Below are 16,268 nucleotides of genomic sequence, written 5' to 3' on the forward strand. Positions count from 1 at the left end.
TATAAATTTAGGTCACACTTCTCTTTCTCTTAAATTATAAATAATATCTTTTAATTGCAATTTGCGTTCGTCGGGCACATTCAATTGCGTCAAACAATTTTCGGCCCGTTCGCAATACATTTCTATTTGCTGCTCACAATACATTCTGATCCCCAGCTCGTCATAAACAGACTTGACTGCAGCAATCTTCTCTTGAGGAACATATTCTGTAGCACTCAACCACTTTTGCAAGATTACTTTTTGCTCATTATTACTCTTTACCAAAGAATTGATGAGTAAGAACGTCTTTTTGTTGCACAAAATATCTCCGCCTATATTTTTGCCAAAAACTTTAGGATCACCATATACATCAAGCAAGTCATCTTTCAGCTGAAAAGCCAAACCAATATTGATACCTACTTCATATAATAAATCAGCATCTTTAATAGAAGCTCCTGCGAGAATAGCCCCCAGTTTTAAGCTACAAGCCAGTAAAACAGCCGTTTTCAACCGTATCATATCAAGATATTCCCTTTCAGAGACATCATTACGGTTTTCAAACTCCATATCAAACTGTTGGCCTTCACAAATCTCCAGTGCCGTGCGACTGAAAAGTGCAATAACCTCTTGCAATTGAGAAGAGTCACAGCTTCCTACCAGTTGATAAGACAATACCAACATGGCATCGCCCGAAAGAATAGCAGCATTATCATTCCATACCCGATGCACAGTGTCTTTTCCACGTCGTTTATCTGCTCTATCCATCAAATCATCGTGCAGCAACGTATAATTGTGATACATTTCAATGCCCATCGCCACGGGCAATATGTTTGCAACCTCCTCCTTATATATATTATGTGCCATCATCATCAAAACGGGCCTGATGCGTTTTCCACCCAAAGAAAGTACATATTTTACTGGATCATATAAACTTCTCGGCGATCTGTCGAAAGAGTAGGCCGACAAATACTCATTAAATAAATCAAGTAGTTGAGATTGCGAATACATCATTTTCGGGAAAGGTTAATAAAACGGTTATTTATGTAAAAGGGCTGCTTTTGGCAGCCCTTACACTTTAACAATATAAAAATTATTGTAGTCTAAACATTACAGGCACCGTGTACTTAACACGTACTGCCTTTCCTCTTTGCATACCGGGTTTCCATTTAGGCATGGTACCAATCACACGCAAAGCTTCCTTATCCAAGTAAGGGTCAACACTACGAACAACCACCGGGTCAACAACAGAACCGTCTTTGTTCACAACGAACTGAACGATTACACGTCCTTGAGTTCCGTTTTCCTGAGCAATAGTAGGATACTTGATGTTTTTAGCAAGGAACTGCATCAATGCAGCCTGTCCGCCCGGGAAATCCGGCATCACTTCCACTACTTGGAAAATGGTTTGTTCTTCAGGTTCTTCTTCCACCACCTTAACAGGTACATACTTCACTTCAACTTTAGCACCAGTCTCTTCAGTAGATGCAAGTGTAGTTTCCTGAAGGTCTGTCTTATCATCAACAATATTAAGCACTTCAGCTACAGCAGGCGCATCGGGTGGTGGAGGCGCTACTTTCTCTTCTTGTTGAGTGATAGGAATAATTTCCTCTTCAAAAACGACATCGGTCAAAGCCTGGCTGGTATCAATCTTTATGTCACGTTTGGTCCATTCGAACGCTACGAACATAAAGGCTAAAACTACCACGTAACCGACGAGCAACCAGGTAGACTTCTTATTCTCCAGGTCCGCTTTAGGCGATTTTTTAACTTCCATAATATAATTATTAATAAACGTGTGTCTTCTTTGTGGCAAATATAGTACATTTTCAATGATACGATAACACCTTAAATTCCTTTTTTTACTGCTTGCCCCTTATTTTTCGTTTTTTTAAGGTAATCAGAAGTTCTCAATGCAAACATGGCGTTGATATCTATAAAATGAAGTATATTTGACGCCGAAAACCGATCTGTTATATCATATTAAAAAACAATGAAAAAGATTACAATTGCCATAGACGGCTTCTCTTCCTGCGGTAAAAGTACAATGGCCAAAAGCCTTGCCAAAGAAATCGGATATATCTACATCGATAGTGGTGCCATGTATCGTGCCGTAACGCTATATTGCATAGAAAACGGGCTGATAGAAGACGGCGAGATACGTACAGAAATACTCAAAGAAGACCTAAAAAGAATAAACATATCGTTTAAGATTAATGCAGAAACCGGACAGCCCGATACATACCTGAACGCTGAGAACGTAGAAAACAAAATTCGCACAATGCTTGTTTCTTCCATGGTAAGTCAGGTTAGCGCTCTTGATTTTGTTCGTTCGGCCATGGTTGAACAGCAACAAAAAATGGGTAAAGAAAAAGGTATTGTCATGGATGGCCGCGACATTGGGACCACTGTTTTCCCCGATGCAGAACTTAAAATATTTGTTACGGCATCGGCTGAAGTACGTGCGCAACGCAGATTTGATGAGCTCAAATCTAAAGGCCAAGAAGCCAGTTATGATGAGATATTGCATAACGTGAAGCAGCGCGATTACTTGGATCAAAACAGAGAAGTAAGCCCGCTACGCCAAGCCAGTGATGCCATTTTATTAGACAACAGCACCCTAACCATAGAAGAACAAAAAGCCTGGCTTATCAATCAGTTTAACCGGGTGGTTAATCCATAAACAGATTAGCTGCCACAAAGCACAGGTATTATGATTAAAGTAGAAATAGACTCAGGATCCGGCTTCTGCTTCGGAGTGGTCAATGCTATCAAAAAAGCAGAAGAGGAGCTTTCAACAGGAGAAACGCTGTATTGTTTGGGAGATATTGTTCACAACGGACGCGAAGTGAACCGACTGAACACGAAAGGATTAATTACCATTAATCACGAAGAATTCAGCCAACTTAAAAACGTAAAAGTACTGCTAAGAGCTCACGGAGAACCACCTGAAACCTACGAAATAGCCAGAAAAAATAACATCGAAATCATTGACGCCACCTGTCCGGTAGTTTTGAGGCTCCAAAAGAGAATCAAGCAAGAGCATGACGGTAAACAAGAAGTAACTACTCCTGCGCCAAATGAAGACATACAAATTGTTATTTACGGTAAAAACGGACATGCCGAAGTGTTGGGATTGGTCGGACAAACAGCCGGAGAAGCCATTGTTATAGAGCATTTTGACGAAGTCAAAGAGTTGAATTTCAATAAAAGTATTCGTCTGTACTCGCAAACCACGAAATCACTGGATGGCTTTAAACGAATTGTGGAATACATACAAGAGCACATATCCCCCAAAGTTACTTTTGAGTATTACGACACTATCTGCAGGCAGGTAGCCAACAGAATGCCCAATATCAGAACATTTGCGGCCTCGCACGATCTTGTTTTCTTTGTTAGCGGTAAGAAAAGCTCCAACGGCAAAGTGTTATTCAACGAATGCAAAAAGATGAATGAGAACACTTATTTTATTGAAAGTGCTGATGAAATTGATCTTTCGGTTCTAACGAAAGACATCCGGTCCATTGGAATTTGCGGTGCCACATCTACGCCAAAATGGCTAATGGAAGATATTAGCATGTTTATCAAAGAAAAGGTCAAAGAACTTGAAAATTAACGTTATTTATTAGTAGATAGTTTACTTTGAGTGCAAAGCGCCCTAAATAATCTGGCTTTTTGCTATCTTTGCAACACATTTATATCTTAAAAAGGTTGTTATGGGAACGATTAAATGCATAGGTATTTTAACATCCGGAGGAGATGCTCCGGGCATGAACGCGGCTATCCGCGCAGTAACACGAGCTGCTATTTACAACGGACTTCAAGTCAAGGGTATTTACAGAGGCTATAAGGGACTCATCACCGGTGAAATTGCTGAATTCAAAAGTCAGAATGTAAGTAATATCATTCAATTGGGAGGAACGATCTTGAAAACCGCCCGTTGCAAAGAGTTTACTACGCCCGAAGGCCGACAAACCGCATACGAAACGATGCAGCGAGAAGGTATTGACGCGCTTGTCATCATTGGAGGAGACGGTTCACTTACAGGAGCCAGAATCTTCGCGCAAGAGCACAATGTTCCATGCATCGGATTGCCCGGAACCATTGACAATGACCTTTACGGAACCGATACCACCATTGGTTACGATACTGCGTTGAATACCATCTTGGATGCTGTTGATAAGATACGTGACACTGCAACTTCACACGAACGTTTGTTCTTCGTTGAAGTGATGGGAAGAGATGCCGGTTTCCTTGCATTAAACGGAGCCATTGCTTCGGGTGCCGAGGCAGCCATCATACCTGAGTTCAGTACGGAAGTTGACCAACTGGAAGAATTCATCAAGAACGGTTTCCGCAAGTCAAAAAACAGTAGTATCGTTATTGTAGCCGAGAGTGAACTAACCGGAGGCGCCATGCATTATGCCGAACGCGTAAAGAATGAGTATCCCGAATACGATGTAAGAGTAACCATTCTGGGTCACTTACAAAGAGGTGGAAGCCCTACGGCTCACGACCGCATTTTGGCCAGTCGTTTAGGTGCTGCTGCTATTGACGCATTAATGGAAGACCAGCGAAACGTGATGATTGGAATTGAGAACGATGAAATTGTTTACGTTCCCTTTACCAAAGCAATCAAGAATGATAAGCCGATTAAGAAAGAGTTAGTGAATGTTCTTAGAGAACTTTCCATCTAAATTGATCAGGGATATATACTAAAAAAGGCAACCTAACCGGTTGCCTTTTTTAGTATATGCCTATCGCTTCTTTAGCGGAACATATTCGGCTACATCAAGTACATTCTTGTACGCCGGACGAATAATGCGCTTACCGTCGAAGTTTAGTTCTTCGTTTCTGTGAGCACACCATCCAACGATACGAGCCATGGCAAACAGGGGAGTATATATTTCCTGGGGCAAACCTATCATCTCATATACAAATCCCGAATAGAAGTCCACGTTACTGGACACAGTTTTACCGTTATTCTTTACTTTAGCAAACATCGTAATGGCACGATCTTCGAGCAATTCAAGGAAAGCAAACTCCTTGTCACGACCTTTTTCTTTGGCCAAGTCGCGAGCCAATTCCTTCAACAGCAAGGCGCGAGGGTCAGAGATGGTGTACACCGCATGACCAATACCATAAATCAATCCGGTTTTATCGTAAGCCTCCTTGTTGAGCATACGAGTAAAATACGTATCAATCTCATCAACATTGGTCCAGTCTTTGATCTTTTCTTTCAGGTGATGAACCATATCAATAACCTGTAAATTAGCACCACCGTGGAGCGGTCCTTTCAATGAGCCGATACCCGCTGCGATAGCAGAATAAGTATCTGTACCCGTTGACGAAGTAACGCGAACAGTAAACGTAGAGTTGTTACCGCCACCGTGTTCTGCCTGCAACACAAGTAATAAATCGAGCGTGCGAGCTTCCAGTTCCGTATAATCCTTCTTCAACATGAACAAGAAGTTCTCGGCAATGGAAAGATTCTCCTGCGGGTGACGAATGTGCAGAGACCGTCCAAAAGTAGCATGCCTCAACATATTATAGGCATAAGCTATGATGGTAGGGAATTTTGAAATCAATTCAATGCTCTGCCTCATCAGATTATCACGAGAGTTATCATCGGGCTTTGGGTCAAAGGTGTAAAGTTCAAGTACACTTCTTGCCAGAATATTCATAATATCAGAACCCTCCAGTTCCAGAATATTCATTTTAGTTTTCTGTTCAAGCGGCATATTATCATTCAACAGCTCCAGAAAACCGGCCAACTCCTCTTTATCGGGCAAACGTCCCGACAGTAATAAGAAAGCCACCTCTTCGAATCCAAAACGTTTTTCCTTGATGGTAGAGTGAACAAGGTCCTCTACATCATAGCCCCTATAAAACAATTTACCGGGAATAGGCTGCAAGCCCCCACCGGGAATTCGCTCATAGCCCACTACGTTGCCAATCTTTGTAAGACCCACCAGCACTCCGGTGCCGTCTTCGTTGCGCAAGCCACGCTTCACATCGTATTTTTGGAAGAGTTCATTATCAATTTTGGTGCAACTCTTCATCTCTTCAGAAAGTTTGTATATAATATACTCCTTTTTCATATGGTTCATTGTTTTAGGGTTATTATTTCTTTTGTATTTTTTCCGTTATTTCTTTCGCAAAAACCGAGGTAGGCAACGCCTTTCCTCCGGGCATGAAACGAGCCAGATCATTGGTAGCCCTGCCATCGGCAAAGCTTTCTTCCAAAGCCTTTTCGATAACATCTGCTGCTTCTTGCCAGCCGAAGTACTCCAACATCATGACTGCCGATAAAATCAGCGAGCAAGGATTGACCACATCTTTTCCGGCAATATTGGGAGCCGTGCCGTGTGTCGCTTCAAAAATAGCATGACCTGAGTCATAATTAATGTTTGCCCCCGGTGCAATGCCAATACCACCTACCATAGCGGCCAACTGATCTGATACGTAATCGCCGTTGAGATTCAAAGTAGCAATAACGGAATATTCTTCGGGAACTAACAAGGTGTTTTGCAGAAAAGCATCGGCTATGCAATCTTTCATAACCAACTGGCCTGTGCTGATGTATTCACCAAATTCTTTTTCCGCCAGCTCGTAACCCCATTTCTTGAAGCCGCCTTCCGTGTACTTCATGATATTACCTTTGTGCACCAACGTTACCGAAGGTAAATGGTGCTCAATGGCATACTTACACGCCGCACGTACCAAACGCTCGGTGCCTTCACGCGAGACGGGCTTCACACCGAAAGAAGAAGTTTCCGGGAAGCGTACTTTTGTTACGCCCATCTCCTTATGAAGAAACTCGTAGAATTTATTTGCTTCAGGCGAACCTGCCTCCCACTCTATGCCGGCATATATATCTTCCGTGTTCTCGCGAAAGATGTGCATGTTGACCTTCTCGGGCTCTTTCACCGGAGAAACGACACCTCGGAACCAGCGAACCGGACGAAGACACACATATAAATCCAACGTTTGTCGCAAAGCCACATTCAAAGAGCGGATTCCACCTCCTACAGGAGTAGTGAGTGGGCCTTTAATACCTACCAAGTATTCTTCAAAAGCCAGCATCGTTTCGTCGGGCAGCCATGAACCGGTTTGGTTAAAAGCCTTTTCGCCGGCCAACACCTCCACCCAGTCAATCTTACGTTTACCTCCGTACACCTTTTCAACAGCCGCATTAACTATCAACTGCATCGCCGGAGTTATCTCGGCTCCTACTCCATCACCCGTAATATAAGGTACGGTCGGGGTATCGGGAACCAGTAATTTACCATCTTTTTGCTTAACAATCTTGCTCATTTTATTTTGTATTTAAAGCAGATCCTGCCTTAAACCAGGCAATCTGCTGTTCATTGTATGTATGTTGCACTTCAAAACTCTCCACCGTACCATCTGCATGCAGAAGTGTGATGGTGAAGTTTTTGCCGGGAGCAAACGCTGTCAATCCCGATAACGTGATAACATCCGCCTCACGAATGCGATCGTAATCATCTTTATTCACGAAAGTGAGTGCCAACATGCCTTGTTTCTTGAGGTTCGTTTCATGAATGCGCGCAAAGCTCTTTGCCAAAATCACTTTCACATTCAAGAATCGAGGTTCCATAGCCGCATGTTCCCGACTAGATCCTTCGCCGTAATTTTCCTCGGCTACTACGATGGACGAGATACCCGCCTGCTTGTATTGTTTGGCCGTGCCCGAAACGGTTTCATAAGTCTGTGTGAGCTGATTGAATACCTTGTTCGTTTCACCGTTGAAGGCATTGACCGCTCCCATCAGCATGTTATCGGAAATGTTTTCGAGATGCCCTCTGAAACGCAACCACGGACCAGCCATGGAAATATGATCAGTAGTACACTTACCCGCAGTCTTGATAAGTAATTTCATTGAAAGCGCATCTTCACCGTTCCAGGCAGAGAAAGGTTCCAATCGCTGCAAGCGCTGTGACTCGGGACTGATAGCCACCTGCACATGACCTCCCTTGGGAGCCAGGTAACCGCTTTCGCCGGGAGCAAAACCATGCAACGGAAGTTCATCACCTTTGGGCTCGGTCAGTTTCACTGCTTCGCCTTTTTCATTCACTAACGTATCAGTAAGCGGATTAAAGCCCAAGTCGCCTGCAATGGTCAGCGCCATAGTCAGTTCCGGAGAAGCGACAAAAGCAAACGTATTGGGATTACCGTCGGCACGTTTGGCAAAGTTACGGTTGAATGAAGTAACAATGGAATTTTTACGTGTAGGGTCATCGGTATGACGCTTCCACTGTCCGATACACGGACCGCAGGCATTGGCCATAATAACCGCCCCTACCTGTTTGAATGTATCAATCATACCATCGCGCTCCACAGTAGCCCGTATTTGTTCAGAGCCGGGGTTCACTATCAGCGGTGAAGCCACTTTTAAGTTCAACGCCACAGCCTCTTTCGCTATCGAGGCGGCACGACTTATATCCTGATACGAAGAGTTGGTACACGAACCAATCAGTCCCACTTCCATCTTCCGCGGATAGTCATTGGCCTTTACTTTAGCGGCAAATTCAGAGATAGGCGTAGCCGCATCGGGTGTAAACGGACCGTTAATGTAAGGTTCGAGAGTTGAAAGATCGATCTCAATCACCCGGTCGTAATACTGTTCTGGGGCAGCCATAACTTCAGCATCGGCACACAGTTCATGCGCCACGCTGCTTGCCATTTCGGCTACACAGGTTCGGCCTGTTGCTTTGAGGTAAACAGCCATGCGTTCATCATAAGGAAACAAAGAAGTAGTAGCTCCTACTTCGGCCCCCATGTTACAAATGGTGCCCTTGCCCGTTGCCGACAAACTTTCCGCGCCGGGACCAAAATATTCTATAATAGCATTGGTACCCCCCTTTACAGTTAAAATACCAGCCAACTTCAAAATAACATCTTTCGGCGAAGCCCAACCGTTGAGTGTGCCGGTAAGCTTCACGCCAATGAGCTTCGGCATTTTGAGTTCCCACTCCATGCCGGTCATCACATCAACCGCATCGGCACCACCCACACCGATGGCAACCATGCCCAGTCCGCCGGCATTGGGCGTGTGCGAGTCTGTTCCTACCATCATGCCGCCCGGAAAAGCATAGTTCTCCAGCACCACCTGATGAATAATTCCCGCACCGGGTTTCCAGAACCCGATACCGAATCGGGAAGAAACATCACGTAAGAAATCATACACCTCACGGTTGGTTTCCGTAGCCGTGGCAATATCTTCCTTTGCCCCTTTATAGGCTTGAATAAGGTGATCACAATGAACGGTAGACGGCACCGCCACGGTTTCTTTCCCCGCATTCATAAATTGCAGCAACGCCATCTGAGCAGTAGCATCCTGCATCGCCACACGATCGGGACGAAAGTCGACGTAGTCCTCTCCCCTTTGAAATGATTTCAGCTTGTTTTCATCGTAAATGTGAGCATACAGAATTTTTTCAGCTAGTGTGAGCGGGCGCCCCAAAGCCATCTTTGCCCGTTTTATTTTCTCCAGATAAGAGCCATAAAAGCTCTCTAACATTTCCTCGTCGTATACCATTGTCTCTTATATTTATAAATCTACATTATAACGAGCCAAAAAGCAGTAATGTTTAAGAAATAGGTGGTTTTTTGCGATTATCTTTCAACAAAAGACGTACCTTTGCAACGAATTCGAATAAAAATACAGGTGAACAAGATAAATACAAGCACTTTGTGCGCACAAACCTCTTTGCAGCAACAACAACTGTTGTTACGCATGGAATATGAATACGAAAAAGAAGAATTCCAACGTTTGACCCAGACCATGGGCATTGGAAGAAAGATAAAACGCGGACAATGCTGGTATCCTATTTCTACGGGAAGAAGTTATTACAACTCTCTGAATCAGTTCGTTATAGAAATAGAGCGCAAAGAGGATAAAGACATTGAACATGCTTTTGAATACGGTAAGCCGGTTTGTTTCTTCACGCAAGATGCCGGTAATCAGATAAAATATTTGCCATTTACCGCCCAGGTAAGCTATGCCGATGACGAACGAATGGTAGTGATCCTGCCCGGAGCTTCGGCACGCATTGAGCTGGAAGGAGCACATCAACTGGGTGTTCAGCTTTATTTTGATGAGACCAGTTACCGAACCATGTTCGAGGCATTGGCCGATGTGATCAGGGCAAAGGGCAACAGGCTGGCTGCTTTGCGAGACATCATGCTCGACAATCAGCTGCCTGCCGAGCGACAAATTTTCCCTCAACGCTTTCCCTGGCTCAACAGTACACAAGAAGAAGCTGTCAACAAGGTGTTACGAGCCAAAGATGTGGCGGTGGTGCACGGGCCTCCGGGCACTGGTAAAACAACCACGCTCGTGGAGGCCATATACGAAACATTGCATCGGGAGAATCAGGTGCTGGTTTGTGCGCAAAGCAACGCGGCTGTTGACTGGATTGCCGAGAAGCTGGTTGACCGCGGTGTGGCTGTGTTGCGCATTGGGAATCCCAGCAGGGTGAACGACAAGATGCTGTCTTTTACCTACGAGCGTCGCTTTGAAAGTCATCCGTTGTACAGTGAATTGTGGAGCATCCGCAAGGCTATTCGTGAAACGAGCCGCAAAAGGCATGAACGCATAAGCGAACTGAAGGATCGGGCCACACAAATTGAGATACAGATCAACGAAGATTTGTTTTCGCAAGCACGTGTCGTAGCCTCAACGCTGGTCAGCTCCAATCATCGCGTGCTGAGCGGACGCAAATTCAGCACGTTGTTTATTGACGAAGCGGCCCAGGCATTAGAAGCCGCTTGCTGGATTGCCATCCGAAAGGCCGAACGGGTAGTGTTGGCGGGCGACCATTGTCAGCTGCCACCCACCATCAAATGCATAGATGCGGCTCGCGGCGGACTGTCGAACACGTTGATGGAAAAGATCGTGACCGGTAAACCTCAAAGTGTTTCTCTGCTCAAAGTGCAGTATCGCATGCATCAAGCCATTATGCACTTTCCTTCGCATTGGTTTTACAGCGGCGAAGTTTATGCCGCTCCTCAGGTGCACAACCGAAGTATTCTGGATTATGATACTCCGCTGGTATGGCTGGACACGTCGGGACAGGACTTTCAAGAGGAGTTTGTGGGCGACAGTTACGGACGAATTAACAAATCCGAGGCTAACCTTTTGCTCACCGAACTGGAGAACTACATCAAACGCATCGGGGCCAAGCGCATGCTCGACGAGCGTATTGACTTCGGCATCATATCGCCATACAAAGCACAGGTGCAGTACTTGCGAAATGAAATAAAACGCAGTCGTTTCCTGCGGCCGTTCAAAGCGGCCATCACCGTTCACACCGTTGACGGTTTTCAGGGACAAGAACGCGATGTCATATTCATCAGCTTGGTACGCGCCAATGACGATGGGCAAATTGGTTTTCTGAGTGATCTCCGCCGCATGAACGTGGCCATTACCCGCGCACGGATGAAGTTGGTTATTTTAGGCGATGCCTCTACCCTGACCAAACATAAGTTCTACCGGGAGTTATTTGAGTACATTAAGTTGCTTTGATGGGGCGTTTTCATTAAAATACCTTTACTCCAACACCGCTTTCCGTGCTAATCTTGTCAAGAGCAAGTTTATGTATTATTAACTAATGGTTGGGTTCGCACCGACCATTGGGAAGAGTTGGGCAAAACATAACCAACTTTTTGAAAAACATAACGGCCGATTTGAAAAAGATAACGAGCAATTTGAAAAGACAAACCGTCTTTTGGGTCATGAGCAACCGTCTTACGGCCAAGAGACGGTTTGTCGCGGACCATTTGCTACCGTGCAAAACGGCATAAGCAACCGTCTCAGTGAAAAATGGAACCGTGCAAAACGAAAAAAGGCAGGAGTTTGAGCTCCTGCCTTTGCGCCTATATTAATTTGAATATACTATAGGATTATGATGACAAAGATAATACATTATACGATCAAAGTCAAGTATTAAAGCAATTATTTTGTATGTCAAGTCGGAATAGCATGAATAAAATGGACCTTCAAAACAAGCATTGGCTTCCATTACCAACAAAAAAACCGCCCCCAAGCCGGGAGCGGTTTCTATCCATCAACGAATGGATTGATTTATGTTAGTTGTTTTCAGGGCGAAGTTTACGAACCACTGCACCGGCTTGCCACATTTCACTTTCGCGAAGCTGACGAAGTTCTTCATTCAGTTTCTCACGATAGTCGGGTTGTGAGTTCGAGTCAATAGAACGTTGAGCCTCATTACCTACTTTTACTTCGTGATACAATTTCTCGAATACAGGCTTTGTTGCATCGTGGAACGGACCCATCCAGTCGAGCGCACCGCGTTGAGCAGTAGTTGAGCAGTTAGCATACATCCAGTCCATACCGTTCTTTGCAAACAAAGGCATCAATGACTGAGTCAACTCTTCCACTGTTTCATTGAAAGCTTCTGAAGGAGTGTGACCGTTTTCACGCAAAGTTTCGTACTGAGCCAATAAGATTCCCTGAATAGCACCCATCAAAGTACCACGCTCACCGGTAAGGTCAGAGTAAACTTCGCGTAAGAAAGTTGTTTCAAAAAGATAACCCGAACCTACGCCGATACCCAAAGCAACCACGCGCTCAAATGCACGACCTGTTGCATCTTGGAAAATAGCGTATGAAGAGTTCAAACCGCGACCTTCGAGGAACATGGTACGAAGTGACGTACCCGAACCTTTAGGAGCCACCAAAATAACATCGACATCTGCCGGAGGAACAATGCCTGTACGTTCTTTGTAAGTGATACCAAAACCGTGTGAGAAATAAAGAGCCTTACCGGCAGTCAGGTTTTTCTTCACTGTAGGCCATACTTCAATCTGTGCTGCATCTGAAAGCAGGTACTGAATAATTGTTCCGCGTTGACAAGCTTCCTCAATATCGAAAAGAGTTTCGCCAGGTACCCATCCGTCGGCAATTGCTTTTTCCCAAGTCTTTCCACCTTTACGTTGGCCAACAATTACGTTGAAGCCATTATCGCGCAGGTTCAATGACTGACCGGGGCCCTGTACACCATAACCAATTACGGCAATCACTTCGTCTTTCAATACTTCACGTGCTTTCTCCAAAGGAAATTCTTCACGGGTTACTACATTTTCAGTAACGCCACCAAAATTCATCTGTGCCATTTTGTTTTTAGTTTTTTATGCCTCTCTTACGCATTCTGTTTTACGTGGCGAAAGGCGGTTATTAATTATATAATTCTCTTTATTACTGTTATACGAATATCACTTTCGAACGACAAACCACCTCGTCATCGTTCTTCTTCACCTCCACATGATATTCATCGGGCCCGGCCTGCTGCATGGCAAATGCCAGCTTATCTCCGTAGTAGCTCTCGGCTACATAAGCCATTTCAAAGCGGCGGATACGCTTCGTTTGATACATTTCAATAGGAAACAAGTCGAGTATGTGCTCTATGTAACGAATACTATTAACGTGTCCGTTGATGTCAATGTCACTGTAACGTGCCTCCAGCGTACCGGCAGGCGGCACATCGGCATCGACTTTAATGCGCGAAGGCTTCTCAATAGGGCAAGGTTCCTTGCACACATAATCAACAATGCCGCCACCGTGCAAAGTAAGCAAGTCGGCAGGCTTGCGGGTTGAGAGGTTAATCATAGCCCAGATAGAACGGGCATAGCCAATCTTCTTGCCGTCTTTGTTAATGATGGCAAAGTTACGGTCTGTAAAAAGGCGATACACATTCTCAACCCAGGTTTGTATGCTGAACTCTTCGTATTGATAAGGCATTTCGTCGAGTTCAACGGCCAAACGTGAAAGAACCCACGTGTAATTGTCTTCATTGAGCGTGGCAATTCCAAAGCCACGGTCGGTAGCATGGAAGCCGGCACAGTTCAGTAAATGATTGCCCAGCACGCCCATGGTAAGCCTTCCGTTGAAGTCAACATGAAACGGTTCGGCAACAAAACGATAGGTTCCTATTTTATTCTCCGGTTCACTCATTCTTCACAATTCTTTTTACTGCGGATATGCTTCTGTTCTCTTTCGGTCAGATACTCACTCAGCTTTTCCACGCAACTCTTCGTAATGGCGATGCGGCCCGAACGAACAAATTGCAGTATGCCTATTTCCTTCAGGTCATCGTACAATTCCTGCGTTTCCTCCGTTGTTCCCGATTTCTGAATCACCATGTAAGTAGGATTAATTTCAATGATACGGGCATTGTGACGGCTCACGATGTACTCCACACGGTTACTGTCAAGCAACTCTTGCGTAGGGATCTTATAAAGTGCTATCTCGCGAAAGAAGATTTCATCATCCGTAAAGTAATGAGCCTGAACCACATCAATTCGTTTTTCAATCTGTTTGGTTACTTTCTGAATCGTATCTTCATCCGTACAAGTAGTGATGGTATATTTATGAATACCCTTGATGGAAGAAGCCGACACATTGAGGCTCTCTATGTTCAACTGTCTGCGGGTAAATATAGTAGTAATCTGATTAAGAATACCAGCTATGTTCTCCGAATAAACGTTGAGGGTGTATAATGTTTTATCCATAATGTTTTAATGATTAGCCTAACATCACATTGGTTACCGTATCTCCTGCTGGTACCATGGGATAAACCATGCCTACCTGCTCTACTTCTACTTCAAGCAGATAAGAGCCGTCGGTAGCAAGCATTTCTTCAATAGCACCGGCCAGTTCTTCGCGCTGCTGCACCTTACGTCCTTTGATGCCGTAAGCCGAAGCTATTTTCACAAAATCAGGATTTATCATAGGGGTGTTAGAGTATCTTTCCTTAAAGAAAAGCTCTTGCCACTGGCGAACCATGCCCAAGAAACTGTTGTTCAGCAAGATGATCTTCACGTTGGTACCGGTTTCCATGATGGTTCCCAGTTCCTGAATGGTCATCTGCAACCCGCCGTCACCACAAAAGAAACAAACAGTTCTGTTCGGTGCTCCGAAAGCAGCGCCAATAGCAGCCGGTAAGCCGAAGCCCATCGTTCCGAGTCCGCCCGATGTAACCATGCTGCGTTTCTGAGAGAATTTAAAGTAACGAGCAGCAAACATCTGATTCTGCCCCACGTCAGTAACAAGCACTGCCTGGTGGTTGGTCGCCTCCGAAACGGCATGAATAACCTCACCCATGGTAATTTGTCCTTCTTTAGGGTGAATTTCCTTTTCCACAACTGCCTCGTATTCTTTTTCTTCGCAAGGCAAGAAGCTATCTCTCCATTCACGGTGGTTGTTCTTCTCAAGAAGTTCGGTTACCGCTGCCAGTGTTTCCTTGCAATCGCCCAATACGGCTACGGTAGTCTTCACGTTCTTGTCGACCTCCGCGGGGTCAATATCGAAATGAATAATCTTGGCTTGTTTGGCGTATGTTTTGAGGTTACCGGTTACCCGGTCATCAAAACGCATGCCGATAGCAATCAGTACATCACATTCATTGGTCTTTAAGTTGGGACCCAAGTTACCATGCATACCCAACATGCCTTTGTTTAGCGGATGGGCCGACGGTAAAGCTGAGAGGCCGAGCAATGTGCATCCGGCGGGAATATCAGCCTTTTCAAGGAACTCCATCAGCTCGTTTTGTGCTTCACCTAGTTCAACGCCCTGGCCGACCAACGCCCATGGCTTTTTAGCTGAATTGATGATAGCAGCTGCTTCGGCAATGGCTTTCGGGTCCATTTCGGGAACCGGAACATAACTACGGATGTAGTCAATAGTACACGGCTCGTAAGCAACCTTTTCTATTTGTGCATTCTTGGCAAAGTCGAGCACTACCGGACCGGGCCTACCGCTGCGTGCTACGTAAAAGGCACGCGCTACCGCCCACGGTATATCTTCAGCTCTACGTATCTGATAGCTCCATTTGGTAATGGGCTGCGTTAAGCTAACTAAGTCTATTTCCTGAAAAGCATCCGAGCCGAGCAATGAGCTGACTACTTGTCCGGCAATCACCACTATCGGCGTACTGTCGAGCATGGCATCACCTATTCCGGTAATGGCATTGGTGGCACCCGGACCGCTAGTCACAACGCAAACACCAACTTCGCCCGATACTCTGGCATATCCTTGAGCAGCATGTGCGGCTCCTTGCTCGTGGCGAACAAGAACATGCTGCAACTTCTCTTTATAATCGTACAAACAATCGTAAACCGGCATAATCGCTCCTCCGGGGTAGCCGAAGAGGGTATGTACTCCCTCATGGATCAATGAGCGAACTAAAGCTTCCGATCCGGTGATGAGTTGTTTTTCCATTGTTTTATCTATTTCTTTTTTGTTTTTA

General features: G+C 45.0%; 13 protein-coding genes. 4 read left to right on the plus strand and 9 right to left on the minus strand.

The window, feature by feature from the left end; genetic code table 11:
• Positions 1–12 precede the first annotated feature (12 nt).
• Both C511_RS0106455 and C511_RS0106460 read right to left on the minus strand, forming a co-directional pair.
• Positions 13–987 (minus strand): polyprenyl synthetase family protein, encoded by a 975-nt coding sequence (locus C511_RS0106455; protein ID WP_027317953.1) that lies wholly within the window; start codon positions 985–987, stop codon positions 13–15.
• An 82-nt stretch (positions 988–1,069) separates the two neighbouring features.
• Entirely contained in the window at positions 1,070–1,753 is a 684-nt protein-coding gene (locus C511_RS0106460; RefSeq protein WP_024997622.1) for an energy transducer TonB, read from the minus strand.
• Positions 1,754–1,969: 216 nt separating this feature from the next.
• Here C511_RS0106460 and cmk point away from each other — a divergent pair, with 216 nt between their 5' ends.
• From cmk to pfkA, 3 genes are all read left to right on the plus strand, one after another.
• Positions 1,970–2,659 carry a (d)CMP kinase gene (gene cmk, locus C511_RS0106465; protein ID WP_027317954.1) on the plus strand — a complete coding sequence of 230 codons (690 nt, stop codon included), beginning with the start codon at positions 1,970–1,972 and terminating at the stop codon, positions 2,657–2,659.
• Between the two features lie 30 nt (positions 2,660–2,689).
• Positions 2,690–3,592 (plus strand): 4-hydroxy-3-methylbut-2-enyl diphosphate reductase, encoded by a 903-nt coding sequence (locus tag C511_RS0106470; RefSeq protein ID WP_027317955.1) that lies wholly within the window; start codon positions 2,690–2,692, stop codon positions 3,590–3,592.
• 100 nt (positions 3,593–3,692) lie between these two features.
• Positions 3,693–4,673: a 6-phosphofructokinase gene (gene pfkA / locus C511_RS0106475; protein ID WP_024997623.1), complete on the plus strand. Its 981-nt coding sequence runs from the start codon at positions 3,693–3,695 to the stop codon at positions 4,671–4,673.
• Positions 4,674–4,733: 60 nt separating this feature from the next.
• Here the strand turns inward: pfkA and C511_RS0106480 are convergent, their stop codons facing one another.
• Genes C511_RS0106480 through C511_RS0106490 form a run of 3 tightly spaced genes read right to left on the minus strand, consistent with a single transcriptional unit; the run spans position 4,734 to position 9,538 of the window.
• Positions 4,734–6,077 (minus strand): citrate/2-methylcitrate synthase, encoded by a 1,344-nt coding sequence (locus tag C511_RS0106480; protein ID WP_024997469.1) that lies wholly within the window; start codon positions 6,075–6,077, stop codon positions 4,734–4,736.
• 22 nt (positions 6,078–6,099) lie between these two features.
• Positions 6,100–7,293, minus strand: a complete 1,194-nt coding sequence (gene icd, locus C511_RS0106485; RefSeq protein WP_027317956.1) for an NADP-dependent isocitrate dehydrogenase — start codon at positions 7,291–7,293, stop codon at positions 6,100–6,102.
• Position 7,294: 1 nt separating this feature from the next.
• Entirely contained in the window at positions 7,295–9,538 is a 2,244-nt protein-coding gene (locus tag C511_RS0106490) for an aconitate hydratase (RefSeq protein ID WP_027317957.1), read from the minus strand.
• A gap of 123 nt (positions 9,539–9,661) precedes the next feature.
• Here C511_RS0106490 and C511_RS0106495 point away from each other — a divergent pair, with 123 nt between their 5' ends.
• Positions 9,662–11,527 (plus strand): AAA domain-containing protein, encoded by a 1,866-nt coding sequence (locus C511_RS0106495; protein WP_051260475.1) that lies wholly within the window; start codon positions 9,662–9,664, stop codon positions 11,525–11,527.
• A 563-nt stretch (positions 11,528–12,090) separates the two neighbouring features.
• Here the strand turns inward: C511_RS0106495 and ilvC are convergent.
• From ilvC to ilvB, 4 genes are all read right to left on the minus strand, one after another.
• Positions 12,091–13,137 carry a ketol-acid reductoisomerase gene (gene ilvC / locus C511_RS0106505; RefSeq protein ID WP_024997471.1) on the minus strand — a complete coding sequence of 349 codons (1,047 nt, stop codon included), beginning with the start codon at positions 13,135–13,137 and terminating at the stop codon, positions 12,091–12,093.
• Between the two features lie 88 nt (positions 13,138–13,225).
• Positions 13,226–13,975: an acyl-[acyl-carrier-protein] thioesterase gene (locus C511_RS0106510; protein ID WP_024997472.1), complete on the minus strand. Its 750-nt coding sequence runs from the start codon at positions 13,973–13,975 to the stop codon at positions 13,226–13,228.
• A complete protein-coding gene (gene ilvN, locus C511_RS0106515) occupies positions 13,972–14,532 on the minus strand; it encodes an acetolactate synthase small subunit (protein ID WP_024997473.1) in 561 nt (186 codons plus the stop codon). Before ilvN ends, C511_RS0106510 begins: the two co-directional genes overlap by 4 nt.
• Positions 14,533–14,545: 13 nt before the next feature.
• Entirely contained in the window at positions 14,546–16,240 is a 1,695-nt protein-coding gene (ilvB, locus tag C511_RS0106520) for a biosynthetic-type acetolactate synthase large subunit (protein WP_024997474.1), read from the minus strand.
• Positions 16,241–16,268: the final 28 nt, after the last annotated feature.

Origin of the sequence: Bacteroides graminisolvens DSM 19988 = JCM 15093 (assembly GCF_000428125.1) — a bacterium.
Lineage (GTDB): Bacteria > Bacteroidota > Bacteroidia > Bacteroidales > Bacteroidaceae > Bacteroides > Bacteroides graminisolvens.

Coding starts and splice junctions, on each gene's coding strand:
- C511_RS0106455 (WP_027317953.1), bottom strand. CDS start 987: ATGTATTCGCAATCTCAACTACTTGATTTATTTAATGAGTATTTGTCG.
- C511_RS0106460 (WP_024997622.1), bottom strand. CDS start 1,753: ATGGAAGTTAAAAAATCGCCTAAAGCGGACCTGGAGAATAAGAAGTCT.
- cmk (WP_027317954.1), top strand. CDS start 1,970: ATGAAAAAGATTACAATTGCCATAGACGGCTTCTCTTCCTGCGGTAAA.
- C511_RS0106470 (WP_027317955.1), top strand. CDS start 2,690: ATGATTAAAGTAGAAATAGACTCAGGATCCGGCTTCTGCTTCGGAGTG.
- pfkA (WP_024997623.1), top strand. CDS start 3,693: ATGGGAACGATTAAATGCATAGGTATTTTAACATCCGGAGGAGATGCT.
- C511_RS0106480 (WP_024997469.1), bottom strand. CDS start 6,077: ATGAAAAAGGAGTATATTATATACAAACTTTCTGAAGAGATGAAGAGT.
- icd (WP_027317956.1), bottom strand. CDS start 7,293: ATGAGCAAGATTGTTAAGCAAAAAGATGGTAAATTACTGGTTCCCGAT.
- C511_RS0106490 (WP_027317957.1), bottom strand. CDS start 9,538: ATGGTATACGACGAGGAAATGTTAGAGAGCTTTTATGGCTCTTATCTG.
- ilvC (WP_024997471.1), bottom strand. CDS start 13,137: ATGGCACAGATGAATTTTGGTGGCGTTACTGAAAATGTAGTAACCCGT.
- C511_RS0106510 (WP_024997472.1), bottom strand. CDS start 13,975: ATGAGTGAACCGGAGAATAAAATAGGAACCTATCGTTTTGTTGCCGAA.
- ilvN (WP_024997473.1), bottom strand. CDS start 14,532: ATGGATAAAACATTATACACCCTCAACGTTTATTCGGAGAACATAGCT.
- ilvB (WP_024997474.1), bottom strand. CDS start 16,240: ATGGAAAAACAACTCATCACCGGATCGGAAGCTTTAGTTCGCTCATTG.